Below are 25,050 nucleotides of genomic sequence, written 5' to 3' on the forward strand. Positions count from 1 at the left end.
GGGAGCTTTACGCACGCAGGGTGATCTGAACCGAACACCAGGAGGTGGATGCGATGTCGATGGACAAGCTGATCGATAGGTACGCCGAGGCGATAACCGCAGAGGGGTACGGATATCTGGCCGCACTGGCAACGACGATCGTCTTCGCGGTGCTCTGGCGAATCGCGACGACTCCGCGGCGCCCGGCGGTGACCGAGCCGATCGGCGCCACCGAGCTGGCGTTCCTGCGGTCAGACGTCGCCCCGGTGGTGTCCTCGCTCGCAGGTCTGCGCGCCAGCGGACGAATCACCGCCGACGGACGGGTGGACCACGCCGTCCGCAGCCCGGAGACCGACCGGTTCACCGGTCAGGTACTGGAGCGGGCCGGCGCCGACCCAGGGCACACCGTGCCGGGTCTGTATGCCGCAGCTCGGGACGAGCTCGCGGCGCTGGAGGAGGAGTTGAGCCGGCGCGGCCTGGCGCGAACCCGGGCCGAACGGGCCCGCATGCGCTGGGGCGCAGCGCCATCGATCTTGGTGATGGCGGTCGGCATCGGTTACGCCATCTATCTGCTGACGTCGTTGTCAGACCACCCGATCCACGCGGTCACGTTCACCGCGGTGGTGCTCGCCACGGTCCTGTACGGGGTCTTCGTGCTCCCCCACCTGCTCGGAGCGAATCGCCTGACCCGCGCAGGCCGTCGTCTGCTCGCCGCCCGGCAGAAGGAACTGGCTTATCTGGAACCCGCGAAACAGCCCGCCTTCGACACCTACGGTCCTGCTGCGGTGGCGCTGTCGGTGGCGCTGTTCGGAACCGGCGCGCTCTGGGCGATCGACCGCGACTACTCGTCGTCTGTAGAACTCGCCGGAGGCGACTCCGGTGGCGGCACCGACGGTTCCTGCTGTGGGGGCGCCTCCTGCGGGGGCGACGGCGGCGGTGGAGGTGGCTGCGGGAGCGGTTGCGGAGGTGGCTGTGGCGGAGGTTGCGGCGGATGAGCACCACGACCCGTACCGTGCCCGCCCTGGGCGATGTGGGTATCGGCTGGCGACGTGAGATCGCCGGGGTGGTCGCCGATCTGCGGCCCGGGTTCTGCGAGGTGATCGCCGAGGCGATCCCGATTCGCCGCCGTCAGGCCCGACCGGACCCGGCCCTGGCGGATCTGGCCGCCCGCGGCGTTCCGGTGGTCCCGCACGGCGTCGCACTCTCTCTGGGCGGTGCGGAACCCGTGCAGCCCAAGCGAGTCCGGCGGCTGGCCGCCTGCGCACGAGCACTCGGCGCTCCGGTGGTCAGTGAGCACATCGCCTTTGTCCGGGCCGACGGGATCGAGGCCGGGCATCTGCTGCCGGTGCCCCGCACCCGGGAGGCCCTCGACGTGTTGGCGGCCAACATCGACCGCACCCGGCGCGAACTGCCGGTGCCGCTGGCTGTGGAGAACATCGCCGCCTTCGTCGAGTGGCCGGAGTCCGATCTCACCGAATCGGAGTTCCTCACCGAACTGGTGGAACGCACCGGCGTGCTGCTGGTCCTGGACGTGGCGAACGTGTACGCCAACGCCCGCAACCGCGGGCGCGATCCACTCGGGGAGCTGACCCGGCTGCCGGTGGAACAGGTGGCCTACAGCCACGTCGCCGGCGGCCGGGAGGGCGCGGATTTCTACCACGACACACATACCGATCGGACTCCGTTGGAGGTGCTGGACCTGGTCACCGCGCTGCGGGAGCGGGTCGACACCCCGTTCATGCTGGAGCGCGACGGCCGGTTCCCGCCCGCGGCAGAACTTTTCGACGAGTTGGACGCGATCTCCGCGGCCGCGGGGGCCGCTCCGATCACCTCCCGGGCACGAAAGGCGTGGGCATGAGAGACACATTGGCGCAGCGTCAGGAGGCCTTGGTGCGGGCATTGGTGGCCGGCGGCCCGGTGCCGCCGGGCTTCGATCCGGCAGCGGTGGCCGCAGCCGGCGAGGTGTGCCGCCACAAACGCGACGCGCACGCGGGTAGCACCACTCGCCGACGCTGGTGGTGGTCGTTGTGCCGCCGAAACACGGACAGGGCTGACCAGCGTGACACGATGGTCAGATGAGTGACTGGACGAGGGGAAGACTTTTCGGCGCTTTGAAAGCGGCCGGAGCGGCTTCGATGGTGGGTTGTGCGTTGATGCTGGGTGCCGGTGCCGCGCAGGCGGATCCGGCGCCGTTCGAGCCGCCGAGGCTCGTACCTGCCGACGGCGCGACCGTCGGCGTGGCCCAGCCGATCATCATCAACTTCCCGGGCCCCGTCGAAGATGCCGGCGCCACCGAAAACTCCATCCACGTCTCGTCGGTGCCGGAAGTTCCCGGCAAGTTCTACTGGATCACCCCCACGCAACTGCGCTGGCGTCCGCTGAGCTTCTGGCCCGCCCACACCGCGGTCACCGTCGATGCCGGCGGCACGGTGTCCAACTTCACCACCGGGGACACCCTGGTGGCCACCGCCAACGACGCCACCCACCAACTGACCGTCACCCGCAACGGGGCCGTGGAGAAAACCATCCCGATGTCGATGGGCATGGCGTCCGGTGGCCGCCAGACTCCGAACGGCACCTTCTACGTCCAAGAAAAGATGCCCTCGGTGGTGATGGATTCGTCGACCTATGGCGTCCCGGTCAACTCTGCGAACGGATACAAACTGACGGTCGATCTGGCGGTCCGCTTCGACGACAGCGGCGACTTCGTGCACAGCGCTCCGTGGTCTGTCGCCGATCAGGGCAAGCGCAACGTCAGTCACGGCTGTATCAACATCAGCCCCGCCAACGCGAGGTGGTTCTTCGACACCTTCGGCCCCGGCGATCCCATCGTCGTGCAGAACTCCTCCGGCGGCACGTACTCCCGGTACGACGGTTCCAACGATTGGCAGATCTAGCCGAGAAGGGCCGCAGCGTTCCGACGATCGTCGAGAGCAGTCGATCTGACGTCGTTGCGGCCCTCGGCGTTTCTCCGGGCCCGAACGCGCGAACCCCCAGAAACAGAAAAACCCGCTACGGGTAGCGGGTTCTCTCAGTGGCCAGGGCCGGGATCGAACCGGCGACCTTCCGCTTTTCAGGCGGACGCTCGTACCAACTGAGCTACCTGGCCGGAAGGCACCGGCTCTCGCAAACCGAACTGCCTCGCCGTGATGGCGACCCTGACGGGACTCGAACCCGCGACCTCCGCCGTGACAGGGCGGCGCGCTAACCAACTGCGCCACAGGGCCTTGCTTTCCTGCTTACTGCATATGTTCCAACGTTACCGTTGTCACGTACCCCCAACGGGATTCGAACCCGTGCTACCGCCGTGAAAGGGCGGCGTCCTAGGCCACTAGACGATGGGGGCCTAATCCGAATCTCTCCGGGGTGTTCACAACGTGTCCGTTGGGAGCTTCGATAGCTTAGGGTACGGATGCCCAAATCTTCAAACCCGGTGGTCGCAACACCAATTTCCTCCATCTTGTACCCTGTCTTCTCGCGCCCCTATAGCTCAGTTGGTAGAGCTACGGACTTTTAATCCGCAGGTCGTAGGTTCGAGCCCTACTGGGGGCACCACACACCCGCCGCAAGGCGGGTCACGGTGCGGCCGAAATGCTCCGCGCACCGCCCGTTCAGGCGCTCCGCGCGGTCGCGATCTCGTCGGCCAGCGGTGCGATCGCGGCGATGATCTGACCGACGGTCGACTCGGGCACCCCGGCGTCGGCGAGGCTGTCGCCCAGGTGGCCGGCCACGAGGTTGAAATGGTGCATGGTGATGCCGCGCCCCTGATGGACCTGCCGCATCGGCGCACCGGCGTAAGGCTGTGGCCCGCCCAGCGCGGCGGCGAAAAACTCCACCTGCCTGCCCTTGAGCCGGGCCATGTTGGTTCCGGTGAAGAACCCGGACAGCTGGTCATCGGCCAGCACCCGCCGGTAGAAGTCTTCGACGACGGTCTCGAGTGCCTCGGCCCCGCCGATCTGGTCATAGATGGTCGTCATGGCGTCAGCATCGACGAACGCCGTTGCCCTGCAATTACCGCCGCGTAGCCGCTCAGCTACAGCGGCCTCACAGGTAAGGGGTATGCGTGAGCGCGGCGGGCCACTCCCGTTTATCGTTATGGCCGGGGGTCGTTCAGCAATTGGATCGAAGGAGTCACCGAATGTTGTCCCGGCGCCCGCGCACTCGAGTCATGGCCACCGCGATCGGTGCCGCCGCGCTGGCTGCAAGCGCCGCATTCGGGGCCGCACCGGCCCACGCGGACGCTCAGGACGACCAGTTCTTCACCATCGTCAACGACCTGAAAATCCCCACGACTTCGCCCGAGGAGGCCGGCCAGGTCGGTCGCGGAGTCTGTGACGCGCTCACGAAGGGCAAGATCGAGCCCGCACGCACGGTGCGGGGAGTCATCAGCCAGCTGATGAACCAGGCCGGCATCGACAAGCACCAGGCCGCCAACCTGGTGCGGGGCGCGGTCAAGGTCTACTGCCCGCAGAACGCGCCGTTCGTCGGGCGCTGAAGCCCTCAGACCTCAGGGCAGTAGTGCATCCCGTTGTCGCGGTGACCGATTGGCGGCAGGTTGCGGGCCGGGGTGTGCACCAGCGGAGCGTCGGCCGGGATTCGTCCCTTGACGCGATCCCACGCGCTGCGCGCCCGTGGATGCATACGGTGCCGGACGGGCACCAGTTTGAAAACCTTGCCGATCACCTTGCCCAGCAGTCGATGGATCTTCTCGTCGCGCTCAGACCAGGTGTATCCCATCAGCTCTCGCACCGCCGGGTGGTACAGGCCGACGGTGAACCATACGAACAACGGGTGCACCACGTGCTTGCGCTGCAGCGCCCACATCCAGTCCGGCATCTTCGACGCGAACGGCGGCTTCGGCAGCTCACTCAGGTCCAGCACTTCACGGGCAGCCTGGTTGTTCTCTAACACGTTGCGGCACATGTGTTCCCAGTAGACCTGGAAGTCCTCCCAGGTTTCCGGCACGGGCCGCATGCTCATCCCGTACATCGAGTACCACTGCTTGTGCTCTTCGAACAGCTGCCGCTTGTCGGCCTCGGAGATCCCGCCCGCGAGCCGGTCCGCCACGATGATCGTGCCGACGAAGAACGTCGAGTGCGCCCAGTAGAAGACCTCGGGATTCAGCGCGTGATAGCGGCGCCCCTGAGCGTCGACCCCTTTGATGTCGACGTGGTAGTCGCGCACCTCGGCACCGGTCTGCGGCGCGCGGTCCCCGTCGAACACCACGCCACCGATGGGGTACAGCGAGCGCAGCAGCCGGGGCCAGCGTTCCTGGAAGAAGATCGAGTGCTCCGTGACCGCCGCGCCGAGCAGCGGGTGCATGTTCTGCATCGAGCCGGCCCACGGCCCCTGGAGCATGCCCCGCCAGTCGCCGAAGTACTTCCATGTCAGCGAATCCGGTCCGAGCGGGATCGGCGGCGCCTCATAGCCGCCAGGGGCGGCCGGACAACCCGACGCCACAGCAGCGGATCCGCTGGTCACGGGGCATGTCTCAGAAGTATCTTGTGTCACAGGTGCGCTTTCTGCCGGCAAGACGATGGTCCTGTTTCAAAAGTGACTACATACGTTGTCATCAAAGCTTAGGAGTAGATGTGCCATCCGGTCAACGACGCGGCCGATGGTCGGGCGTTCCGCTTCAGGAACGCACGGCTCGCCGGCGCGACGAACTGATCGCCGCAGGCGTCACCCTGCTGGGCAAAGCCGACGGCCCGGCCCTCACGGTCCGCGCGGTGTGCCGCGCGGCCGAACTCACCGAACGGTATTTCTACGAGAGCTTCACCGACCGCGACACCTTCGTGCGGGCCGTCTACGACGACGTCTGCGCCCGGGCGATGTCGGCGCTGACCACCGCCGTCACTCCCCGCGACGCGGTGGAACAATTCGTCGCCATCATGGTCGACGACCCCACCCGCGGCCGCGTGCTGTTGCTGGCCCCCGAATCCGAGCCGGTGCTCACCCGCTCGGGCGCGGAGTGGATGCCCGACTTCATCGGCCTGCTGCAACGCAAACTGACCCGCATCGCCGACCCGGTGCGTCAGGCGATGGTCGCCACCAGCCTGATCGGCGCGCTCACGGCGCTGTTCACCGCGTACCTCGACGACAGGCTGCCGGCCAGCCGCGAGCAGTTCATCGACTACTGCGTCGACATGCTGCTCGGCCGGGCCGGCAGCTTCTGAGGGATCCCGGGAGCTCTACTCGTCAGGCGTGCTGGCCTCGGCGATCGGCTCCTGCTCCGCCGCGGCGGCCTCATCTTCGGCCGCCTTGGCCTCACGGCCCGCCGGGCTGGCTATCGACGCGCCCGGATGTTCCTCGGTGGCGTGGTCGCCATCGCAGTTGAGTGCCACCTGGGTGACGTCTTCTTTGTATTCGTAGTAGGTGTCGGACGTCTGCGGCACCAACTGCCGGACGGTCCACGCGCTGGTGACGATGCACTCGTCACGCGGCAAGCGACTGCCCACGGTGACCGCGACATGCGCAGTGCCTCCGCCGTCCTCGATAGCCGTGACAGCGTCGCTGTAGGTCTGCCCCACCACGTCCGGTGCCGCTTGGGCCGCCCCCGCGCCCACGACCGCGAACGCAAAACCCGCCGCGGATACACCGATGACACTTCCGAACCCGATCGCGATCTTCATCTAGCCCGACCTTCCCCGTCCGGTGATCTCTCCCGGAGAGGTGGGGTGCCAGCGTTTACGCCCGCGCTTGTCAGCCGCCCCTCGTTCCGCGGCAAGGTGCCACAGAAGACTCTTTGGGAGCTGACCTGAAGTTTAGTCGGCGATTAGGCTCACATCGAGTAATTAACGGCCACTTAACCGCTACTCGTCGGGGGTGCTGACCTCTTCGAGCTGCTCCTGCTGGGCAGCTGCGGCCTCCGCCTCAGCCTTCGCCTCTTCCTCGTCGGAAGCCGCCTTGGCCTCACGGCCCGCCGGGCTGGCCACCGATGCGCCGCCGTGGGTGGCGGTCGCATGGTCACCGTCGCAGTTCAACGCGACCATGACCTCGCTGTCGGCATGCCCGAAAGAGCCGCCGCTGTCGCGCACGAACGGGGCGTCCCATGCGTTGGTGACGATGCAATCACCCTGGGACAGCTTGCTTCCCACCGTGACGGCCACCTTGGCGCTGCCGCCGCCGTCCTCGATCGCGCTCGAAGCGTCCGAGTAGGTTTGGCCGACAACGTCAGGTGCGGCAGCCGCGACTCCGGCGCCGAACAGCAGGGATACAGCCGCACCGGTGGCAATTGCAGCTCCGGCACCAAAGACAACCTTTTTCACGTGTGCCCAACCTCCGAGCGTGGGTATCCGACAGATGTTCGTGCGGATCCTACAGTCGCCGCGGGCGTGACGCAGGGCTCGCGAACGCGCCCGCGGGGCAACTTGATGTCACCGGTTTACACAGATATATTGACTGCTACCAACAGGTACAGATAACTGAGCGTCCCAAGGACGCGAGGAGGGTGAGCGCACATGACGCAGGAATACACAGACCTGCAGCTCCTGCACGAACTCGAGCCTGTCGTTGAGACCAGCATCAACCGCCACATGCGGATGCGTAAGGACTGGAATCCCCACGACTTCATCCCGTGGTCGGACGGCAAGAACTACTACGCACTCGGCGGCCAGGACTGGGATCCCGAGCAGTCGAAGCTGTCCGAGGTCGCCAGGACCGCGATGATTCAGAACCTGCTCACCGAGGACAACCTGCCCTCGTATCACCGCGAGATCGCGATGAACATGGGCATGGATGGCGCTTGGGGCAACTGGGTCAACCGCTGGACCGCCGAGGAGAACCGCCACGGCATCGCCCTGCGCGACTACCTCGTCGTCACCCGTGCCGTCGACCCCGTCGAGCTGGAAGAACTGCGCGTCGAGCAGGTCACCCGCGGCTTCTCCCCCGGCCAGAACCAGCAGGGCGATCTCTTCGCCGAGAGCCTCTTCGACTCGGTGATGTACGTGTCGTTCCAGGAACTCGCGACCCGCGTCAGCCACCGCAACACCGGCAAGGCCTGCGACGACCCGATCGCCGATCAGCTGCTGCAGCGCATCTCCGCCGATGAGAACCTGCACATGATCTTCTACCGCGACGTCTCGGCGGCCGGCCTGGACATCTCCCCCAACCAGGGCATGGCGTCGCTGCACCGCGTGCTGGACAACTTCAAGATGCCCGGATACACGGTGCCCGACTTCCGCCGTAAGGCCGTCATCATCGCCGTCGGCGGCGTCTACGACCCGCGCATCCACCTGGACGACGTGGTGATGCCGGTGCTGCGCAAGTGGCGCATCTTCGAGCGCGAGGACTTCAGCGGCGAGGGCGCGCGGCTGCGCGACGACCTCGGCCGCATCGTCGAGGAGCTCGAGGACGCCTGCGACAAGTTCGAGGTCGCCAAGGAGCGCCGCCTGGAGCGCGAGCGCAAGGTGGCCGAGAAGAAGGCCATGAAGAACCTGCTGGTGTCGTCATCGTCCTCGTAAGTTCCACCGTCGAATCGGCCCGATCCCAACTTCGGATCGGGCCGTTCGCGTTGCCCAGCCCAGTTGTCCTGGCCCCGATGGCCGGGGTGACCAATGTGGCGTTCCGCACGCTGTGCCGCGAGCTCGAGATCGCCCGCGCCGGAACCGTCAGCGGGCTCTACGTGTGCGAGATGGTCACCGCCCGGGCCCTGGTCGAGCGCCATCCGGTCACCATGCACATGACGACGTTCGCGCCCGACGAGTCGCCGCGGTCGCTGCAGCTGTACACCGTGGACCCGGAAACCACGTACCGGGCAGCCAAGATGATCGCCGACGAAGGCATGGCCGACCACATCGACATGAACTTCGGCTGCCCCGTGCCCAAGGTCACCAAGCGCGGCGGTGGATCGGCACTGCCCTACAAGCGGCGGCTGTTCGGCCAGATCGTGGCCGCCGCGGTTCGTGGTGTCGAGGGCACCGACATTCCGGTGACGGTCAAGTTCCGGATCGGCATCGACGACGCCCACCACACCCACCTGGATGCCGGGCGGATCGCCCAGGAGGAAGGCGCGGCTGCCGTAGCGCTGCATGCCCGCACCGCCGCCCAGCGCTACTCCGGCACCGCCGACTGGGACCAGATCGCCGCGCTCAAAGACCACGTCACCAGCATTCCGGTGCTGGGCAACGGCGACATCTTCGAAGCCGACGACGCGCTGGCGATGATGGCCGCGACCGGCTGCGACGGCGTGGTCATCGGCCGGGGCTGCCTCGGCCGGCCCTGGCTGTTCGCCGAGCTCTCGGCGGCCTTCACCGGGCGCCAGGCCGCCACCCCGCCGACCCTTGGCGAGGTGGCCGACATCGTGCGCCGCCACGGCGAGCTGCTCAGCGAGCATTTCGGCGAGGACAAGGGCATGCGCGACATCCGCAAGCACGTGGCCTGGTACCTGCACGGTTTCCCGGCAGGCGCTGATCTGCGGCGCGGGCTGGCCTTGGTCAAGACCCTCCGGGAGCTCGACGACCTGCTCGACCAACTCGACGGCGACGCCCCGTTCCCGCCCGCGGCCACCGGTCCGCGCGGCCGGCAGGGCTCGGCCGCCTCGGTGTCACTGCCCGAGGGATGGCTCGACGATCCCGACGACTGCGCGGTGCCGATCGGGGCCGACGTGATGCATTCCGGAGGCTGACCTGCAGTCCCACCGAGACGACTTCGAGACAGCTCTGTCACCGGGTTGGGTCTAGCTCAGCCTCAGGATGTCTCAGTACGATGAAAACCCTGCCGCGGCTGGCTCAAGTAGCCAGTCCGGCACAGTGCTGCTAGAAGAGATGAGGAGAAAAACCTCAGCAGCACCCAAGTCACACCGCGGGAACGATGCGCACCGACGCGCACGCGCGAGTTCGAAGAGTCGGAGGCCGGTAAGGACATGAGTGACGGTGATAACGCCACTCCCGGCCGTCGGCACCGCGCGCCGGAGGATTCGTCGGACAACAAATGGATTACCCGATCCCGGCAGCCTTTGCCAGGCGCCGCGCCGTGGGAACGCCAAGATGCGCCGCTACCCGATGATTCACCGGTCGACGAGCCCACCGGCAGTCACGCCGACGGGGTAACTGTCGCCGATCTGATCGCCAAGGTCGCCGGGACCGGATTCACCCCGACGCGGCACCGGCTGGAACCCGACGAGCCGGAAGACGTCGAACCGGAACCAGAGCCGGAGCCCGAGCCCGAGCCGGCGTACGTCTTCGAACCAGAGCCGGAACCGTATGTCTACGAACCGGAGCCCGAACCGGAGTTCATCCACGAGGCGGAGCCGGAGCCGGCCTACCTCGAAGAAGAGTCGGAAGCCGAGCCGGTCTACGTCCGCCCGCACGTGCCCGACCCCACCGACGTCATCGAAGCGGTGCGGATCGACCCCGAAGACGACGAACCCCAGGATTTCCCCGTAGTCGAGGATTACCCCGAGCACTTCGACGACTCTTTCGACGAGCCCTTCCACGAGTCGTTCGACCACGAACCGCACGAGGACTCGTTCGCGGAGCCGATCGCCGCGCCCGCAGAGGGCTCGCTGGAGCACCACGAGGCCGAAGCCGACAACACCGACACCGACGTGCTCCCGGCCCTGCCCGCGGTCTACGAATACGAGGCACCCCAGGAGCGCCCGCCGTGGCGGGCCGGCCGGGTGCCCGCGGACGAGCACGATCCCGACGAGACCACCGTGATCGAGGCAGTGCGGCCGCCGCTCAACCGCCGGGTGATCCTGGCCGGGCGCGCCGCCGCCGCGATGCTCGCGGTCCTCACCCTGGTCCTCACCGGCGGGGCCTGGCAGTGGCAGTCCTCGAAGAACAACAGCCTCAACAAGGTCGCGGCGCTGGATCTCAATTCGCGCGACATCCTCGACCCCAACGCCCAGTTCGGCGACGAGAACTTCCTGATCATCGGCACTGACAGCCGGTTCGGTGACAACGGGGGCATGGGTGCCGGCGGCACGGAGGATGCCGGGGGCGCCCGATCCGACACCATCATGCTGGTGAACATCCCGGCCAACCGGGAACGTGTCGTCGCCGTGTCGTTCCCCCGCGACCTGTCGATCACCCCGATGAAGTGCGAACCCTGGAACGCCGAGACGGCGACCTACGGTCCGCTGTACGACGAGGACACCGAGACCTACGGCCCCGACGAGGTCTACACCGAGACCAAGCTGAACTCGGCCTTCGCCTTCGGCGGCCCGAAGTGCCTGGTGAAGGTGATCCAGAAGCTGTCCGGGTTGTCCATCAACCGGTTCATGGCCGTTGATTTCTCCGGCTTCTCGAAGATGGTCGATGCGCTCGGCGGGGTCGAGGTGTGCAGCACCACCCCACTTGAGGACTACGAACTGGGCTCGGTTCTGCCCAATGCCGGACGTCAGATGATCGACGGCCATACCGCCCTGAACTATGTCCGGGCCCGTCAGGTGACCACCGAATACAACGGGGACTACGGGCGGATCAAACGCCAGCAGCTGTTCTTGTCCTCGCTCCTGCGCGCGCTGATCTCGCGAGACACATTCTTCTCCCTGAACAAGCTGAACAACGTGGTCAACATGTTCATCAGCGACAGCTTCGTCGACAACATCAAGACCAAGGACCTGGTCGACCTCGGGCAGTCCGTCCAGGGCGTGAACGCCGGCCGGATCACCTTCGTCACCGTGCCGACCGTCGGATACGCCGACGAGTACGGCAACGAGGTCCCGCGCACCGACGACATGCGGGCCCTGTTCGACGCGATCATCAACGACGACCCACTGCCCGGTGAGAAGAATCCGGACAACACCCCGGTGCCCGGCACCCCCGAATCGGCGACCTCGTCGGTCCAGGCTGCCGCGCCGTCGGAGACACCCCAGTCGACCGCTCCGGCCCCCGCGCCGGCCACGACCGACAGCGGTGAGATGGTCAACGCCGTCACCACCGAACCGCAGCAGGTCACGGTGCAGGTGTCCAACTCGACCGGCCAGAGCGGCCTGGCCTCCACAGCGGCCACCGAGCTGCAGGAACACGGCTTCAACGTCAACACCCCGGACGACTACCCGAGCATTCTTCCGGCGACCACGGTGTTCTTCTCCCCCGGTAACGAGGAGGCGGCCGCGACCGTGGCCAGCTCGTTCACCAACCCGACCATCGAACGCGTATCGGGTATGGGTGACGTGGTGCAGGTGGTGCTGGGCTCGGACTTCTACACGGTCAACGCGCCGACCCCGAGCGGTTCCGAGGTGCAGGTACACGTGCTGAAGGGCACCGGCGCCAGCCCGACGCACCTTCCCGAGGACCTGACCGTCACCAACGCCGCGGACACCACCTGCGAATAGTCCGGCGACCTGGGTGGACGGCATTCACCGTTCGTTCATCGTTGCATCGTGACTACAGGCCCGTTGACCGCCTAATCTTGCAGCATGCGTACCCACTACAACGAGCAATTGCGTTCACTGACGGACCAACTCGGCGAGATGTGCGAGTTGGCGGGTACCGCAATGGAGCTGGCCACCCAGGCCCTCTTGCAGGCCGATCTCGCGCTCGCCGAGCAGGTCATCAGTGACCACGAGAAGATGACCACGCTGAGCACCCAGGCTGAGGAGTCTGCGTTCGTGTTGCTCGCGCTGCAGGCACCCGTCGCCGGCGATCTGCGCTCGGTGGTGGGTTCCATCCAGATCGTCGCCGATGTGGACCGGATGGGCGCCCTGGCGCTGCATGTCGCCAAGATCGCGCGCCGGCGCCATCCCCAGCACGTGCTGCCGGAGGAAGTGAACGGATACTTCGCCGAAATGGGCCGGGTTGCCGTCGAATTGGGGCATGCCGCGCGCGAGGTGCTGCTCACCCAGGATCCGGAAAAGGCCGCCCGGATCCAGGAGGAAGACGATGCGATGGACGATCTGCATCGCCACCTGTTCTCGGTGCTGATGGACCGGGAGTGGAAGCACGGAGTGACCGCGGCCGTCGACGTGACGTTGCTGAGCCGCTTCTACGAGCGCTTCGCCGACCATGCTGTCGAGGTGGCGCGGCGGGTCATCTTCCAGGTCACGGGCTCCTACCCGGACGGGGATTCGGTTTCCTCGAACCAGTGACTCAGGGCCGGTCGGTGGGCGGCACCAGGCGGACCCCGTCCTTGTGCGCCCCAGCCAGGTCCCCCAGCACTTTGACCAGCACTTGTAGGTCCGTGCCGCTGTAGCGCAGCAGAAAATCGCGGGTTCCGCGGTCCATCTCCTCGTGCAGCTTCCGGTGCAGGTCGGCGACGAGTTCTCCGTCGGCGGTCAGGCCGAGTTCGATCTCCTTGCGGTTGCCGGGCACGGGTGTGCGGGCCACCAGGCCGGCCTCGACCAGCCGCTGCACATGCTTGGAGACGGTCCCCTTGAGCCGGCCGGAGCGCGCCGCCAGCCCGACCACGCTGACCGGGCCCTCGGCGATCTCCGCCAGCAGGTGCATCGACGACGTCGGCAGCGTTCGCACCAGCGGCTGCAACCGTTGGGGGCATCCGGCTGCCATGAAATCGCGCTCGGCGTCGCCCTCCCCGTCGTTCCCGAGCCGGTCACCCACCGTGGCCATCAGCCCGGTGATCGCGTCGATCAGCTCAAGTTTGGTTTTCACGGAAACCATCTTGCCACTCGTGGCGGTGCCGAGTAGATTGTTTCCATAGAAACCATATCTTTGGAAACCAACTACGAGGGAGTCGCCATGAAGGCCGCACTGGTCACCGAATGGGGCCGAGACCCCGTCTACACCGACGTGTCCGACCCCGAGCCGGGTGACGGCGCCGAGGTGGCCGCCGTCGAAGCATCTGCCCTTACCAACCTCACCAGGGCCCTGGTGTCGGGAAAGCATTACGCCAGCAAGGAGATTCAGCTGCCGGCCATCCCCGGCGTGGATGGTGTCGCGCGGCTCGCCGACGGCCGTCGCATCTACACCGGGGCGCTGGGATATTCCGGGATGATGGCCGAGCGCGCACTGGTGGACCCCAACGGCGGGGTCGACGTTCCCGAGCATGTGGACTCGGTGACTGCCGCCGCCCTGCCCAACCCCGGCATCTCGGCCTGGACCGCACTGTCGCACGCCGCAGCGGTGAAACCCGGCGATCATGTGCTGGTACTGGGCGCCACCGGCGTAACCGGTTCGATGGCAGTGCAATTGGCCACCGCAATGTTCGGCGCCGAGACGGTGGTGGCCGCCGGCCGCAACTCCGAACGGCTGGCGTGGCTACGGTCGGCCGGCGCGCACGCCACCATCGCCCTCGGCGAGCAGGACCTGGGCGCCCAGGTCGCCGAAATGCATGCCCGGCGCCCGTTCGACGCGGTACTCGATTACCTGTGGGGCGAGCCCGCCGCCCAGGTGCTCACCGCGCTAGCGGCCAGCCATCCCGCCGCGCACTACCACCCGACCCGGTTCGTGCAGATCGGGTCGATGACGGGGCCGACGCTGCCGCTGGATGCCGGGGTGCTGCGCGGTACCGGGATCACCCTGTGCGGCGTCGGGATCGGCAGCGTCCCGCCCGAGGTACTGATCCGGGCCCGCACCGAGGCGCTGCCCCGACTGTTTGCGATGATCGCCGACGGACAGCTCGAATTACGCACCCAGGCAAGGCCTTTGGCCGACGTCGCCGAGGCCTGGGCCGGTGCCGAACCCTCGGGGACGCGCGTCGTGCTGACCCCTTGACGCCGCGGCGCGGGCAGTCAGCCGAAGCGGCCGGAGATGTAGTCCTCGGTCGCTTTCTGGGTGGGGTTGGAGAAGATCTTCTCGGTGTCGTCGATCTCGATCAGCTTGCCGGGCTTACCGGTGGCCTCCAGATTGAAGAACGCGGTCTGATCACTCACCCGGGCGGCCTGCTGCATGTTGTGCGTGACGATGACGATGGTGAAATCCTGCTTGAGCGTGGAGATCAGATCTTCGATGGCCAGCGTCGAGATCGGGTCGAGTGCCGAGCAGGGCTCATCCATCAGCAGCACATCGGGCTGCACCGCGATCGCGCGGGCGATGCACAACCGCTGCTGCTGACCGCCCGACAGACCACCGCCGGGCTTGTCCAGACGGTCCTTGACCTCGGTCCACAGGTTCGCACCGCGCAGTGAGCGCTCGGCGACCTCGTCGAGGGTCTTCTTGTTGCGTACGCCCTGCAGCTTCAGCCCGGCCACCACGTTGTCGCGAATCGACATGGTGGGGAACGGGTTCGGACGCTGGAACACCATGCCGATGGTCTTGCGCACGCCCACCGGGTCCACCCCGGCTCCGTAGATGTCCTCACCGTCGAGCAGCACCGAGCCCTCGACGCGGGCCCCGGGGATCACTTCGTGCATGCGGTTCAGCGTGCGCAGCACGGTCGACTTGCCGCAGCCCGACGGGCCGATGAAGGCCATCACGCTGCGCGGCTGCACCGACAGCGAAACCTCGGAAACGGCGTGGAACGCGCCGTAGTAGATGTTGACGTCCTTGAGATCCAGCCGCTTGGCCATGGATAGCTCCTACACCTTCTTGGGGGAAAAGAGTCTGGCGACCGCACGCGCGCCGACATTGAGCAGGGCGACCAGCAGGATCAGCGTCAGCGCCGCACCCCAGAGGCGGTCGGTGGGCACCGGGTTGGCGCCCGCCCCCGCCGAGATCTGGTCGTACATCATGCCCGGCAGCGATCCCATGAACCCGCCGAACATGTCGAAGTTCATCGCCTGGGCGTAGCCGACCAGGATCAGCAGCGGCGCGGTTTCACCCATCACGCGGGCCAGCGCCAGCATGACCCCGGTGACGATGCCCGACATTCTATCGCTTGTTAGAACTGTTGCACCGATGGTCGATTGTCGGCATATATGTCCAGGTGGATTGAATGTCGATTCACGTTGCCTTAGCCACAGGACGGAACACGCCGTTGAGCCATGGCTAGGGAGCCTGAGAATCGCGAAGCGGCCCCTGACTGTTCGCTTAGTCGTCTCCACTCACGCGAATGCAGTTAGCTAGCCCTACTAGTAGTACATTCGCCGGATGGTTCTCGAGAGGATGATCGACCGGAAAGAAGCCGCCACCGCCCTGGCGGTGGAGGTACTCGACGAGTTGCGCGTATCCGTTCTGGAGTGCCTGCTTGCCTTGGATGCCATCTCCCAAGAAACCATCATCGATTTCGAGCCGCTCACCGAAAGCCTTGCCGCATCAGGGAGAGTCGCTCGGCAGGCATTCATTGCAGCGAGCTTGTTGAACCAAGACGCGGAGTTTGCTCCGCTGTGCCGCGAAAGCGATTGCATGACACCGGGTTCGATCATCAATCGACACTGGGCCGCAGTCGCGGAAGGTGCACCGGCTACCCCTCCTGATCGATCCGATGTCGACGACTTCGAAACCGAGATAGGCGGCGTGTTCGCCAGAAGCGATGGACCACTAGGCGCGGCTCAGCACCCCCATTTGCTTAGCATTGCGGAAGTAGAGATTTCGAGTTCTGATACCGAACAAGCAGTTGCACCCGGCCAATACCACCCGGCGGCATCCATCGAGGACGACCGCGATGCGTATCGCAGGCAAGTCGAAACAGCATTGATGGATCGCAGACAGCGACATATGGCGGTACGTCGGGAAACGATTCGAACTGCGGGTAACCATGTGGTTCAGCAGTGGATGGAACGTCGGGCTTCCTCGATGGCGGAGAACGCGTAGCTTGCCGAGAACGCACGCGCTCATGCGCAGCGAAAGTGGTTGCGATGAAGAATGTTTCAACTACAGGACCACGTGGTCAAGCACATTGGACAGCACCTGATCGGGGCCGTCAAACGCCCTCACGCACCAAACGAGCGCCGCCGAACGGCTTGTTGCCCAACGCACTACCTCCCGTAGCCACTCCACCGATGACAGTGCCAGCGCGGGGCCTTGACGCCGAGTGTCACGCGGCCTCACGGCTTGGTGAAGCACGCGCAATCGGCACCACAGCAGAGACAGTCGGCCATCGGCAGCGCCATATCGCACCACATTATGGCCGGCTTGGCGCTGGTGACAGCGAAATACACTTTGCCTGTGGCAGTTGCACCCTCAGCGAGGGTCGCCCCGGAGATACCGGACGTGCTGGCCAGCTGCCACGGTACTGGGTAGCCAAGGTGATCGGCACCCATCGCCTCGATGCCAGGGATCACCGGGGCCACAGCGCCTTTGACCGCCCGCACCGATACTGTGGCCTCCCACAAGGGTCGCACCCTACCTAGTTGGAGGTCGCAACTGCGCAGTTGGTTGCGGCGATAGACCGGCGTTTCGGCGTACACCCGGAACCGTCGGCGGCGCGAAGGGCTGACGGGCGGGGCCATTAGCGGCCCATCATGGGTCCCATCATGGTTGGCATGCCATTGACAACGAAGCCGGTAACTTCTCGCGCGTGGGCGCGGATGGCGTCGATAAGAGCGGGATCAGTGGCAGTTTCGATAACGGCAACACCGTTGGAGGTCAGCGTGATTTGGCGTTGGTAGTCAGATGCTCTCCGGAACAGCGTGGGCAGGCTGTCGCTCATGCAGGTCACTTCAGCACCTTGGCCGAGGTGGTCATACATTGAGGACACGTGGGCATGCAGTTGCGCGACGAGATCAGGGGCGCCGGATTCAGTGACGGTACGGATCCCGCCTGGTATGTCTTCGACGGTGCGCCGCAGTTCATTGTGTCGGGCGAACATAGCCATGTAGCGGCTCATATCGGTGCCCGAGATTCCACCCATCATCCCGGGCCCCTCGGCTCGGCCTGCCGGCATCCGAATGGTGGTGCGCAGCAGGTAGGCCAGTGCGGCCACGGTGCCGGCCGCCCCGAGGACGGCAAGAGCGGTGCGTCTGGGCATTTCGGTCATGTGCGGCTTCTTTCGTGATGGTGCCGGCGTGGACACACCACCGCCCGCGGCGAGTCAGGTCGTGGCGGCCTTACGGGTGACGACCCGTTCGACGAGCCCGAGGGTGAACCGCTCGACGCGGTCAATGTCGAGGCCGTCAGCGGTAAGGAGGTGGTCCAGTGGGCGGCGCTGCTGCGGATGTGATCGACCAGGACGAGCCGCCCACCTGGGCGCAGTACCCGGGTCATCTCGGTTAGCGCTTGGGTGTGGTTGGGGATGGCGCACAGCCCGAGGGGGCATACGACGGCGTCGAAGCTGGCATCGTCGAACGGCAATCGGTGGGCGTCGGCCCGTTGCAGAACGGCGGGGTGTCCGAGATCGGCGGCGCGGTCACGGGCCAGGTCGAGTATCTGCTCGCTCCAGTCGATGCCGGTCGGCCGGACAGTTTCGGGGCAGAAGGGCAGGTTGAGGCCAGTGCCGATCGCGACTTCCAGAACGTCGCCGGTGGCTTGGCTGCAGACCCACTGGCGGGAGTCGCCGAACAGGTGGCGGTCGAAGAACCCGATCTCACGGTCATAGTTGCGGGATTTCTTGTCCCAGTACCGGTTCCAGCGTGCGCTTCGATCATCTGATGTAGCCATGGTTCACCTCGCGTCGCCGGTCAGGCGTTGCGGAGCGTCCAATATGGGCTGCCGTCTGCCGACAGTCTCACAGTAGTCGCGTGGGCCTGGCCGTGGGCGTCGTTCCCCTACCACCCGAACTTCGGCTCTAATCGAGACCACCTGCACCAGCAACGAGCAGGTCGGGGTCATCGCGTGATGACCGTGGCGCGACACTGGACATCAGAATGAATCAGGCTGTCCGAGTACAGATGTGGCTGGCCACCAGCGTTGCGGGTTGCCCACAAGGATGGCACCGGCCTGGCACTGCACCTCCACCCCACCGAGCCACCGAGGAGACACAGACGTCGGGTCCCAACCCCACCTCGAAGCATCGCCGCTAGTCGGTTATAATCGTCATATGGCGATGAATGAGTCGGATGCCTGCCTCGTCGGCAGTACCTCAGGGACCTCCTCCAATCTGGATGCCGCGGTGGCGCTGTTTCACAGCCTCTCCGATGGCGCCCGGCTGGCGACCGTGCGCCGGCTGGCCGACGGGGAAGCCCGGGTGGTCGACCTGGTCGGTGAGCTGGGGTTGGCGCAATCCACCGTCTCGGCCCATGTGGCGTGCCTGCGGGACTGCGGACTGGTCACCGGGCGCCCCGAAGGACGACAGGTGTTCTACTCGCTGACGCGCCCCGAACTGCTCGACCTGCTCGCCTCAGCGGAGACGCTGCTGGCCGCCACGGGCAGCGCGGTGGCGCTGTGCCCCAACTACGGAACCCGCTCCCGCACGGGCGCGGCGACCTCCACGAAGCAGGCCCGGCGATGAGCGACGCATGCGGCTGCGGCAACGACGAACCCCGCTCCGACGAGCAGGAGCGTGAACCCGAGCGGCTCTGGCAGATCAAAGAACTGCAGTTCGCCGCTATTTCGGGGGTGTTCCTGCTGGCAGCGCTGATCGCTGGATTCCTCGGCGCCACCGAGCCGATCGTCCTCACGCTGCAAGCGGTGGCGCTGCTGGCCGGTGCCTATACCTTCGTGCCGTCCACCCTGACGCGGCTGGCCAAGGGCAAGATCGGGGTCGGCACCCTGATGACCATCGCCGCGGTGGGCGCAGTGATCCTCGGCGAGGTGGGCGAGGCCGCCATGCTGGCCTTCCTGTTCTCCATCAGCGAGGGACTGGAGGAGTACTCGCTGGCGCGCACTCGCCGCGGACTGCGCGCGCTGTTGTCGCTGGTGCCCGATGAGGCCACCGTGCTGCGTGACGGCACCGAAATTGTCGTCGCACCAACCGAATTGCGGATCGGCGACCGGATGCTGGTCAAGCCGGGTGAACGTGTCGCTACCGACGGCATCATCGGGCAAGGCCGCACCGCGCTCGACGTCTCGGCCATCACCGGCGAGTCGGTTCCCGTCGAAGCAGGGCCAGGCGATGAGGTGTTCGCCGGGTCGATCAACGGCACCGGCGTACTCGAGGTGGAGGTCACTACCACCGCCGAGGACAACTCGCTGGCCCGCATCGTGCGCATCGTGGAGGCCGAGCAGTCCCGCAAGGGCGCCTCCCAACGCTTGGCCGACCGCATCGCCAAACCGCTGGTGCCCGGGGTCATGATCGCCGCGGCACTGATCGCGGTGCTGGGCAGTGTGCTCGGTGACCCGGCTACCTGGATCGAACGTGCCCTGGTGGTGCTGGTCGCCGCCTCCCCGTGCGCCTTGGCAATCTCCGTGCCGGTCACCGTCGTGGCCGCGATCGGAGCCGCCAGCAAGCTGGGTGCATTGGTCAAGGGCGGCGCCGCGCTGGAAGCGCTGGGCAAGATCCGCGGCGTTGCACTGGACAAGACCGGCACACTCACCGCGAACCGGCCCACGGTTATCGAGGTGGCCACCACCAACGGTGCCACTGGCGAACAGGTGCTGGATCTGGCGGCAGCCCTGGAAGCGCGCAGCGAGCACCCGCTGGCCGCGGCGATCCTGGCCGCAGCCGACACCGTCATCCCCGCCACCGACGTCGAGGCCGTCACCGGTGCCGGCCTCACCGGGCATCGCAACGGGCACACCATCCGGCTCGGCCGGCCCGGCTGGCTCGACCCCGGCCCACTCGCCGGCGATGTCGCACGCATGCAGCAGGCCGGCGCCACCGCCGTCCTCGTCGAAGACAACGGACAGCTGATCGGGGCAATTGCAGTACGCGACGAGTTGCGCCCCGAGGCCGCCGAGGTGGTGGCCCAACTGCGCGGCGACGGCTACCACGTGGCGATGCTCACCGGCGACAACCAGGCCACCGCCGCGGCGTTGGCCCGCGATGTCCGGATCGACGCCGTGCACGCCGAGTTGCGCCCCGAGGACAAGGCCCGACTGATCGAACAGCTCCGGGCCCAGCGCCCCACGGCGATGGTGGGCGATGGCGTCAATGACGCTCCTGCCCTGGCCACTGCCGACCTGGGTATCGCAATGGGCGCGATGGGCACCGACGTGGCGATCGAAACCGCGGATGTGGCGTTGATGGGCGAAGACCTGCGCCACCTGCCGCAGGCGTTCACTCATGCGCGTCGGGCGCGCCGGATCATGCTGCAAAACGTCGGCCTGTCCCTGGGCCTGATTGTCGCGTTGATGCCGCTGGCCTTGTTCGGGATGCTCGGCCTAGCCGCCGTCGTGCTGGTCCACGAACTCGCCGAAATCGTGGTCATCGCCAACGGAGTACGGGCCGGACGCACCAAACCCCTAGCCACCGCGACAGTAGACCGGTCGGCCCGCCAAACCCGCGCGGCCTCGGTCGACGCACCGTCGTGACCCCCGGCCACCCCGGCCGGCAGGCCACCGTGATGCGGTCGCGCATCACCCTGGCCGCCACCGCGGTCCTCGTCGCAGGGATGGCCGCCCTACCGGGTGGCGCGCTGGCCAATGTGATCGACCGCACCGCCGATGCGATGGTCACCGACTACGTGCACACGGGCTGGTTTCCCACCTTCAACCTCGCTGACGCCTTCATCGTCACAGGCGCAGCCATACTCGTTGTGGCCAGTTGGCGCGCGAGCGGCACCGCAGACACCGGGATACGCGCATGATCCTGTCGTCCGTGCTACCCGCGATCGGCCTGTTCACCGTCACCAACATCGACGACATCATCGTGCTCTCAATGTTTTTCGCCCGCGGCGCGGGACAACGCGGGACAACGGCCCGAATCACCGCAGGTCAATACCTGGGATTTGTGGGCATTCTGGGCGCGGCGGTGCTCGTCACGGTGGGTGCCGGAGCGTTCCTTCCTCCACAAGTCATCCCCTACTTCGGACTCATACCGCTCGCGCTGGGGCTGTGGGCGGCCTGGCAAGCCTGGCGTGACAACGACGACGATGACGACGCGGCGAAGGTCGCGGGCAAAAACGTCGGCGTCTGGACGGTCGCTGCAGTCACCTTCGCCAACGGCGGGGACAACATCGGCGTCTACGTCCCCGTCTTCCTCAGCGTGGGACCCGCGGCCGTGGTGGCATACTGCATCGTCTTCCTCGCGCTCATCGCGGTCCTCGTCGTCGCCGCCAGATTCGTCGCCACCCGCCGGCCGATCGCCGAAATCCTCGAACGCTGGGAACACATCCTCTTCCCGATCGTCCTGATTGCCCTCGGCATCGTCATCCTGGTCAGTGGTCTCGCCGACTAAGGAGCAAGAAGCCCTTCTCTCGCACAGTTGACCGCCGAAAGACTTGTCGCCCAAAAGGGATCCATGCGTAGCGTCATGTGATCTATTGCCGTCATCGCACCCGTTATCGTCGCTGCAGCCCACGTTCACGGGCTACACCACCGGCGACGAGTCCATGCCCAAGGCGGCACCTTCCACTTCGCCCCGGTTAACCGCGTTTGTATCTATCAAATCGGTGGCCAAATGAAGCGCCGCGAACGGCCTCGGCTGCCGGAGACAGTGCGATCTAGTCCAGGAGTCGGCCGCTGATGAGGCGCAGCTGTGGATAGGCGTTGGCGACGGGCAGCACAGTGCCCCCGGGGTGTGCTGTGAGCCAGTCGTCGGCTGCTTGGGGGTTCGCAAAGAAACGGCCGGGGTCGCAGATGGTCGCACGCACTGCGGCGGAGTCCATAGTCTGGGAACCAGGAATCGAGATCACCGCGGTAGAGGGCGAGAGGTCGGTAACACCGGACCGCGGGTCAACCGTGAAGCTGACAACGATATCGGTTGTCGGGCAGCGGGATTCGATTTGCGCGCGGCGATCGAGGATCACCGGAAACAGCAGGGTGTCGGCGGCACACCACGTATAGAGGTGCTGCCCGTCGACGATGTAAACATGCGGGCTCGGGTTGAGAGTCAATCCCCACCCGATGATGCGGTGATGGTCGTCGTACTCGATATCACGGCCTGCGGGAGCAGTGGTGAGGTCGGCTCTATCGACGCCGGCGGCCGCACAGAGATCGGCGACCGTGACGGGACCGCCGCCGGCGAGCAGGCGCACGGCGGTGCGCATGAGGTGCCGTCCAGTCTTCTGGTCGGTGTCCCTTGAGACGCTGTCGGCGCCTGGGTCTGCGCACATCAGCGGCTCCTTCCGTGCCGCATCCCGGAGGTGATCGGCTGAATTGGCGCGCAATGCGGTCAAGAGACGCTCGGGTGTCGGCAGGTCGAGCCGGCAGGCGTCTGCAGCCAGGACCGTAGCTGCGGGGCACATCACATCGGCACCGTCGACGAGGACTGTTGGCGAGGGGTAGCGGCCCACTCTCTCGATGATCGGCAAGTCCAGAGCCATGCTGCTCAGGCAGTCGGTGACCAGCTGCCGGGCGGACGCGGCATGAGGACAGTCGGGTGCAGTGAGCAGTTCGATGCGCATGTGTTCAGTCTCCGGTGGCCGAATGTGGTGTGGTGGCGGCGATGTGAATGTCGTGCAGGATCGGGCACTCCCGCTGGAGTCGAGGCTGATCGCAGGTTTCGACGAGCCGGCCGAGCGCATTGCGCATACCGGCCAGCTCATCGATCCGACGCTGCAGGTCGCCGATACGCGCATAGGCCATCGCTTTGGCATCGTCACACGAGGCCGGCCCTCCGCCGGCCAGGTGCAGCAGTTCCTCGATGTCATCGAGCGTGAATCCCAATTGTTGGGCGCGTTTGACGAACCGCACGACCCGTACCGCGTCCGCGGAATAGCATCGGTATCCCGACCCGGTCCGCTGCGGTGAGGGTAGCAAGCCACGGCGTTCGTAGTAGCGCAAGGTTTGGGCATTGACGTGCGCCGCCGCAGCGACCTCACTGGTTCTCACCCCACCAGCATGAACCCTGTACCCAACTATCGGGTCAACTATCGGGTCAAGCCGACGTAGGTATTCTCCACATAGTTGCAGCCGTTTATTTGCGAACGCAACGAGCTCGCACGCACAGCCATCACTGATGGCGCGAGATTCTAGGAACGGCAACACTGTTGATGAACATCGCATTGCACATCCTTGCAATCCAAGTTGGTGGATCTGTCAACTTCCGCCATCTCAAATACCTATCCGCCATCCTCTCACCTGCACGTTCTCACGCAGGTGGCGTGCAAGGCCCATCCAGATGGCGGAGCCCGAAACTGCTGGGGGTCTGCTGCCATCGGCTAGGTGTGTGAAAGGTATTGTCACTGCGACTGTGAGCGACACGTTGGCCGTCGTGCTGCCCCCCTCATCCGGACTCGGGCCTGTCGTTCGGCCGACGAGCCCGAATTGGGATGGTCAACCTCTGACAGTTGTCGATGGTTGGACGTTGTCGACGATTAACGAGGCTTGCATTCCGTACCTAGGTACGGGTTTATCGTCGGTGTATGGCGATCGAAGATGGCTCGGATTGGGTGCCCCAATCGTGCTCGCTGCCGTCCGCGGAGAGGCCATTGCGGGTGGCTGAGTTTGACCGGTTGTTTGGTGAATCGGCGGTGCGGTCAACGCGGGTGACCACCACGCGGCTCGACGTGGAGCTGGACGCCGCGGCGCAGCATCGCGCGCGGGATCTGGCCGCGCGGGAGTCGGAGTGCTGCTCGTACTTCACGTTTACTTTTGAGACAGTGGGGCCGAATGTGGTGATGCGCATTGAGGTTCCACCGTCGCAGAGCGCTGTGCTGGATGCTCTGGCTGGCCGCGTCGACGTGGCGACCCGAGGTGGCGTCACGTGAGTGAGACAGGACTGCGCAGCGGTCAGCTGGCTGGCGCGGCGGGTGTGAATGTTGAGACGCTGCGGTATTACGAGCGCCGGGGTCTGTTGGCCAAGCCGCAGAGGTCGTTGGGTGGGCACCGGTTGTATCCGGCGCAGACGGTGACGATGCTGCGGGTGATCAAGACGGCGCAGCGTCTGGGGTTCACGCTCGATGAGGTGGCGGACTTGTTGGCCGCGACGCGGGTGGGTGCCCGCTCGGATGCGGGGTTGCGGGCCCGGGCGCAGACCAAGCTGGCCGAGATCGACCAGAAGCTCGCCGAGCTCGCCGCGGTGCGCGACACATTGCGCTCGGCGCTGGAAGCAGGCTGTGATGATCTGCTCGCGTGCGCGGAAAGCCCGTGTTGCCCACTGCCGTTCACCACTGATTTCGACGCGAGCTGAAGGGTCTGCGCGGTGGCTGCTGCGGATAGGCGCTCCAGTAGACGGTGGTGGACCCTGATCGGTGCCGGAACGTTGATCTGTGCGAGTTGCTGCCTGCTGGTGCCTCTACTGGCAGCAGCAGGGATCGCTGGCAGCGCAGCGCTGCTGATAAGCGCCGGGCGGCTGGAGACGATCGGATTCGCA

At 66.1% G+C, this 25,050-nt stretch carries 29 protein-coding genes, 4 tRNA genes and 1 pseudogene; 19 read left to right on the forward strand and 15 right to left on the reverse strand.

Going from position 1 to position 25,050, the window contains the following annotated elements:
• Positions 1-53 precede the first annotated feature (53 nt).
• Genes TX88_RS23980 through TX88_RS23990 form a run of 4 tightly spaced genes read left to right on the forward strand, consistent with a single transcriptional unit; the run spans position 54 to position 2,876 of the window.
• Positions 54-974 carry a TIGR04222 domain-containing membrane protein gene (locus TX88_RS23980; RefSeq protein WP_044521842.1) on the forward strand — a complete coding sequence of 307 codons (921 nt, stop codon included), beginning with the start codon at positions 54-56 and terminating at the stop codon, positions 972-974.
• Positions 971-1,837, forward strand: a complete 867-nt coding sequence (locus TX88_RS23985) for an MbnB/TglH/ChrH family RiPP precursor modification enzyme (protein ID WP_044520423.1) — start codon at positions 971-973, stop codon at positions 1,835-1,837. The genes TX88_RS23980 and TX88_RS23985 overlap by 4 nt, the downstream gene beginning before the upstream one ends.
• Positions 1,834-2,058: an SCO6045 C-terminal-like domain-containing protein gene (locus TX88_RS34380; RefSeq protein WP_084622100.1), complete on the forward strand. Its 225-nt coding sequence runs from the start codon at positions 1,834-1,836 to the stop codon at positions 2,056-2,058. The genes TX88_RS23985 and TX88_RS34380 overlap by 4 nt, the downstream gene beginning before the upstream one ends.
• Positions 2,055-2,876 carry a L,D-transpeptidase gene (locus TX88_RS23990; protein WP_044520424.1) on the forward strand — a complete coding sequence of 274 codons (822 nt, stop codon included), beginning with the start codon at positions 2,055-2,057 and terminating at the stop codon, positions 2,874-2,876. The genes TX88_RS34380 and TX88_RS23990 overlap by 4 nt, the downstream gene beginning before the upstream one ends.
• A gap of 138 nt (positions 2,877-3,014) precedes the next feature.
• Here TX88_RS23990 and TX88_RS23995 read toward each other — a convergent pair.
• From TX88_RS23995 to TX88_RS24005, 3 genes are all read right to left on the reverse strand, one after another.
• Positions 3,015-3,088: transfer RNA gene (locus TX88_RS23995), tRNA-Phe, on the reverse strand.
• 41 nt (positions 3,089-3,129) lie between these two features.
• Positions 3,130-3,206 (reverse strand) — tRNA-Asp (locus TX88_RS24000).
• A 46-nt stretch (positions 3,207-3,252) separates the two neighbouring features.
• Positions 3,253-3,325, reverse strand: a tRNA-Glu gene (locus tag TX88_RS24005).
• A 133-nt stretch (positions 3,326-3,458) separates the two neighbouring features.
• Between TX88_RS24005 and TX88_RS24010 the strand changes: the two genes are divergently transcribed.
• Positions 3,459-3,534: transfer RNA gene (locus tag TX88_RS24010), tRNA-Lys, on the forward strand.
• Between the two features lie 56 nt (positions 3,535-3,590).
• Here TX88_RS24010 and TX88_RS24015 read toward each other — a convergent pair.
• Entirely contained in the window at positions 3,591-3,956 is a 366-nt protein-coding gene (locus TX88_RS24015; protein WP_044520426.1) for a group I truncated hemoglobin, read from the reverse strand.
• 191 nt (positions 3,957-4,147) lie between these two features.
• Here TX88_RS24015 and TX88_RS24020 point away from each other — a divergent pair, with 191 nt between their 5' ends.
• Positions 4,148-4,474: a DUF732 domain-containing protein gene (locus tag TX88_RS24020; RefSeq protein ID WP_235732621.1), complete on the forward strand. Its 327-nt coding sequence runs from the start codon at positions 4,148-4,150 to the stop codon at positions 4,472-4,474.
• A gap of 5 nt (positions 4,475-4,479) precedes the next feature.
• On the opposite strand, the gene TX88_RS24025 is transcribed toward TX88_RS24020, so the two are convergent.
• On the reverse strand, positions 4,480-5,490 hold the full coding sequence (locus TX88_RS24025; protein WP_044520429.1) for an oxygenase MpaB family protein: 1,011 nt from the start codon (positions 5,488-5,490) through the stop codon (positions 4,480-4,482).
• An 80-nt stretch (positions 5,491-5,570) separates the two neighbouring features.
• Here TX88_RS24025 and TX88_RS24030 point away from each other — a divergent pair, with 80 nt between their 5' ends.
• Positions 5,571-6,155, forward strand: coding sequence for a TetR/AcrR family transcriptional regulator (locus TX88_RS24030; protein WP_044520431.1), 585 nt, complete (start codon positions 5,571-5,573; stop codon positions 6,153-6,155).
• 15 nt (positions 6,156-6,170) lie between these two features.
• Here the strand turns inward: TX88_RS24030 and TX88_RS24035 are convergent, their stop codons facing one another.
• The gene (locus tag TX88_RS24035; RefSeq protein WP_044520432.1) at positions 6,171-6,611 is read right to left on the reverse strand and encodes a hypothetical protein; all 441 of its coding nucleotides are present in this window, start codon (positions 6,609-6,611) and stop codon (positions 6,171-6,173) included.
• A 180-nt stretch (positions 6,612-6,791) separates the two neighbouring features.
• The gene (locus TX88_RS24040; RefSeq protein WP_044520433.1) at positions 6,792-7,247 is read right to left on the reverse strand and encodes a hypothetical protein; all 456 of its coding nucleotides are present in this window, start codon (positions 7,245-7,247) and stop codon (positions 6,792-6,794) included.
• A gap of 192 nt (positions 7,248-7,439) precedes the next feature.
• On the opposite strand from TX88_RS24040, the gene TX88_RS24045 reads away from it, so the two are divergent.
• The 4 genes from TX88_RS24045 to phoU all read left to right on the forward strand — a co-directional run bounded on the left by TX88_RS24045 (position 7,440) and on the right by phoU (position 13,012).
• Complete coding sequence (locus TX88_RS24045) at positions 7,440-8,441, forward strand: acyl-ACP desaturase (protein ID WP_044520435.1); 1,002 nt, start codon at positions 7,440-7,442, stop codon at positions 8,439-8,441.
• The gene (gene dusB, locus TX88_RS24050; RefSeq protein ID WP_409365897.1) at positions 8,429-9,604 is read left to right on the forward strand and encodes a tRNA dihydrouridine synthase DusB; all 1,176 of its coding nucleotides are present in this window, start codon (positions 8,429-8,431) and stop codon (positions 9,602-9,604) included. Before TX88_RS24045 ends, dusB begins: the two co-directional genes overlap by 13 nt.
• Before the next feature lie 237 nt (positions 9,605-9,841).
• Positions 9,842-12,259 carry an LCP family protein gene (locus tag TX88_RS24055; RefSeq protein WP_044520439.1) on the forward strand — a complete coding sequence of 806 codons (2,418 nt, stop codon included), beginning with the start codon at positions 9,842-9,844 and terminating at the stop codon, positions 12,257-12,259.
• Between the two features lie 84 nt (positions 12,260-12,343).
• Positions 12,344-13,012, forward strand: coding sequence for a phosphate signaling complex protein PhoU (phoU, locus tag TX88_RS24060; RefSeq protein ID WP_044520441.1), 669 nt, complete (start codon positions 12,344-12,346; stop codon positions 13,010-13,012).
• A gap of 1 nt (position 13,013) precedes the next feature.
• Here phoU and TX88_RS24065 read toward each other — a convergent pair whose 3' ends face one another.
• Positions 13,014-13,532 (reverse strand): MarR family winged helix-turn-helix transcriptional regulator, encoded by a 519-nt coding sequence (locus TX88_RS24065; RefSeq protein ID WP_044521845.1) that lies wholly within the window; start codon positions 13,530-13,532, stop codon positions 13,014-13,016.
• Between the two features lie 87 nt (positions 13,533-13,619).
• On the opposite strand from TX88_RS24065, the gene TX88_RS24070 reads away from it, so the two are divergent.
• Positions 13,620-14,594 carry a quinone oxidoreductase family protein gene (locus tag TX88_RS24070; protein WP_044521847.1) on the forward strand — a complete coding sequence of 325 codons (975 nt, stop codon included), beginning with the start codon at positions 13,620-13,622 and terminating at the stop codon, positions 14,592-14,594.
• A gap of 17 nt (positions 14,595-14,611) precedes the next feature.
• On the opposite strand, the gene pstB is transcribed toward TX88_RS24070, so the two are convergent.
• Positions 14,612-15,388: a phosphate ABC transporter ATP-binding protein PstB gene (gene pstB / locus TX88_RS24075; RefSeq protein ID WP_044520442.1), complete on the reverse strand. Its 777-nt coding sequence runs from the start codon at positions 15,386-15,388 to the stop codon at positions 14,612-14,614.
• Between the two features lie 9 nt (positions 15,389-15,397).
• A pseudogene (locus tag TX88_RS24080) lies at positions 15,398-15,688 on the reverse strand (phosphate ABC transporter permease PstA); the annotation flags it as partial.
• A gap of 220 nt (positions 15,689-15,908) precedes the next feature.
• On the opposite strand from TX88_RS24080, the gene TX88_RS24085 reads away from it, so the two are divergent.
• Complete coding sequence (locus tag TX88_RS24085) at positions 15,909-16,571, forward strand: hypothetical protein (RefSeq protein WP_017555386.1); 663 nt, start codon at positions 15,909-15,911, stop codon at positions 16,569-16,571.
• Between the two features lie 233 nt (positions 16,572-16,804).
• Here the strand turns inward: TX88_RS24085 and TX88_RS24090 are convergent, their stop codons facing one another.
• From TX88_RS24090 to TX88_RS24100, 3 genes are read right to left on the reverse strand one after another with little or no spacing between them, the layout of a single operon-like run.
• Entirely contained in the window at positions 16,805-17,209 is a 405-nt protein-coding gene (locus tag TX88_RS24090; RefSeq protein ID WP_085990810.1) for a DUF1942 domain-containing protein, read from the reverse strand.
• On the reverse strand, positions 17,209-17,736 hold the full coding sequence (locus tag TX88_RS24095) for a hypothetical protein (protein WP_005086265.1): 528 nt from the start codon (positions 17,734-17,736) through the stop codon (positions 17,209-17,211). The genes TX88_RS24090 and TX88_RS24095 overlap by 1 nt, the downstream gene beginning before the upstream one ends.
• A complete protein-coding gene (locus tag TX88_RS24100) occupies positions 17,733-18,356 on the reverse strand; it encodes a class I SAM-dependent methyltransferase (RefSeq protein ID WP_005086266.1) in 624 nt (207 codons plus the stop codon). The genes TX88_RS24095 and TX88_RS24100 overlap by 4 nt, the downstream gene beginning before the upstream one ends.
• A gap of 379 nt (positions 18,357-18,735) precedes the next feature.
• On the opposite strand from TX88_RS24100, the gene TX88_RS24105 reads away from it, so the two are divergent.
• Genes TX88_RS24105 through TX88_RS24120 form a run of 4 tightly spaced genes read left to right on the forward strand, consistent with a single transcriptional unit; the run spans position 18,736 to position 21,972 of the window.
• The gene (locus tag TX88_RS24105) at positions 18,736-19,146 is read left to right on the forward strand and encodes an ArsR/SmtB family transcription factor (protein WP_005086267.1); all 411 of its coding nucleotides are present in this window, start codon (positions 18,736-18,738) and stop codon (positions 19,144-19,146) included.
• The gene (locus tag TX88_RS24110; RefSeq protein WP_005086268.1) at positions 19,143-21,107 is read left to right on the forward strand and encodes a heavy metal translocating P-type ATPase; all 1,965 of its coding nucleotides are present in this window, start codon (positions 19,143-19,145) and stop codon (positions 21,105-21,107) included. Before TX88_RS24105 ends, TX88_RS24110 begins: the two co-directional genes overlap by 4 nt.
• The gene (locus TX88_RS24115; protein ID WP_005086269.1) at positions 21,104-21,382 is read left to right on the forward strand and encodes a signal peptidase II; all 279 of its coding nucleotides are present in this window, start codon (positions 21,104-21,106) and stop codon (positions 21,380-21,382) included. The genes TX88_RS24110 and TX88_RS24115 overlap by 4 nt, the downstream gene beginning before the upstream one ends.
• Positions 21,379-21,972: a cadmium resistance transporter gene (locus TX88_RS24120; protein WP_005086270.1), complete on the forward strand. Its 594-nt coding sequence runs from the start codon at positions 21,379-21,381 to the stop codon at positions 21,970-21,972. Before TX88_RS24115 ends, TX88_RS24120 begins: the two co-directional genes overlap by 4 nt.
• A gap of 265 nt (positions 21,973-22,237) precedes the next feature.
• Here the strand turns inward: TX88_RS24120 and merB are convergent, their stop codons facing one another.
• Positions 22,238-22,849: an organomercurial lyase MerB gene (gene merB, locus TX88_RS35765; protein WP_032701825.1), complete on the reverse strand. Its 612-nt coding sequence runs from the start codon at positions 22,847-22,849 to the stop codon at positions 22,238-22,240.
• Positions 22,850-23,144: 295 nt separating this feature from the next.
• Positions 23,145-23,567: a MerR family transcriptional regulator gene (locus tag TX88_RS24130; protein ID WP_005086272.1), complete on the reverse strand. Its 423-nt coding sequence runs from the start codon at positions 23,565-23,567 to the stop codon at positions 23,145-23,147.
• A gap of 533 nt (positions 23,568-24,100) precedes the next feature.
• Between TX88_RS24130 and TX88_RS24135 the strand changes: the two genes are divergently transcribed.
• Both TX88_RS24135 and TX88_RS24140 read left to right on the forward strand, forming a co-directional pair.
• Positions 24,101-24,445 carry a hypothetical protein gene (locus TX88_RS24135; protein WP_005086273.1) on the forward strand — a complete coding sequence of 115 codons (345 nt, stop codon included), beginning with the start codon at positions 24,101-24,103 and terminating at the stop codon, positions 24,443-24,445.
• Positions 24,442-24,867, forward strand: a complete 426-nt coding sequence (locus TX88_RS24140; protein ID WP_005086275.1) for a MerR family transcriptional regulator — start codon at positions 24,442-24,444, stop codon at positions 24,865-24,867. Before TX88_RS24135 ends, TX88_RS24140 begins: the two co-directional genes overlap by 4 nt.
• Positions 24,868-25,050 lie beyond the last annotated feature (183 nt).

Source organism: Mycolicibacterium septicum DSM 44393, from assembly GCF_000455325.1.
Taxonomy (GTDB): domain Bacteria; phylum Actinomycetota; class Actinomycetes; order Mycobacteriales; family Mycobacteriaceae; genus Mycobacterium; species Mycobacterium septicum.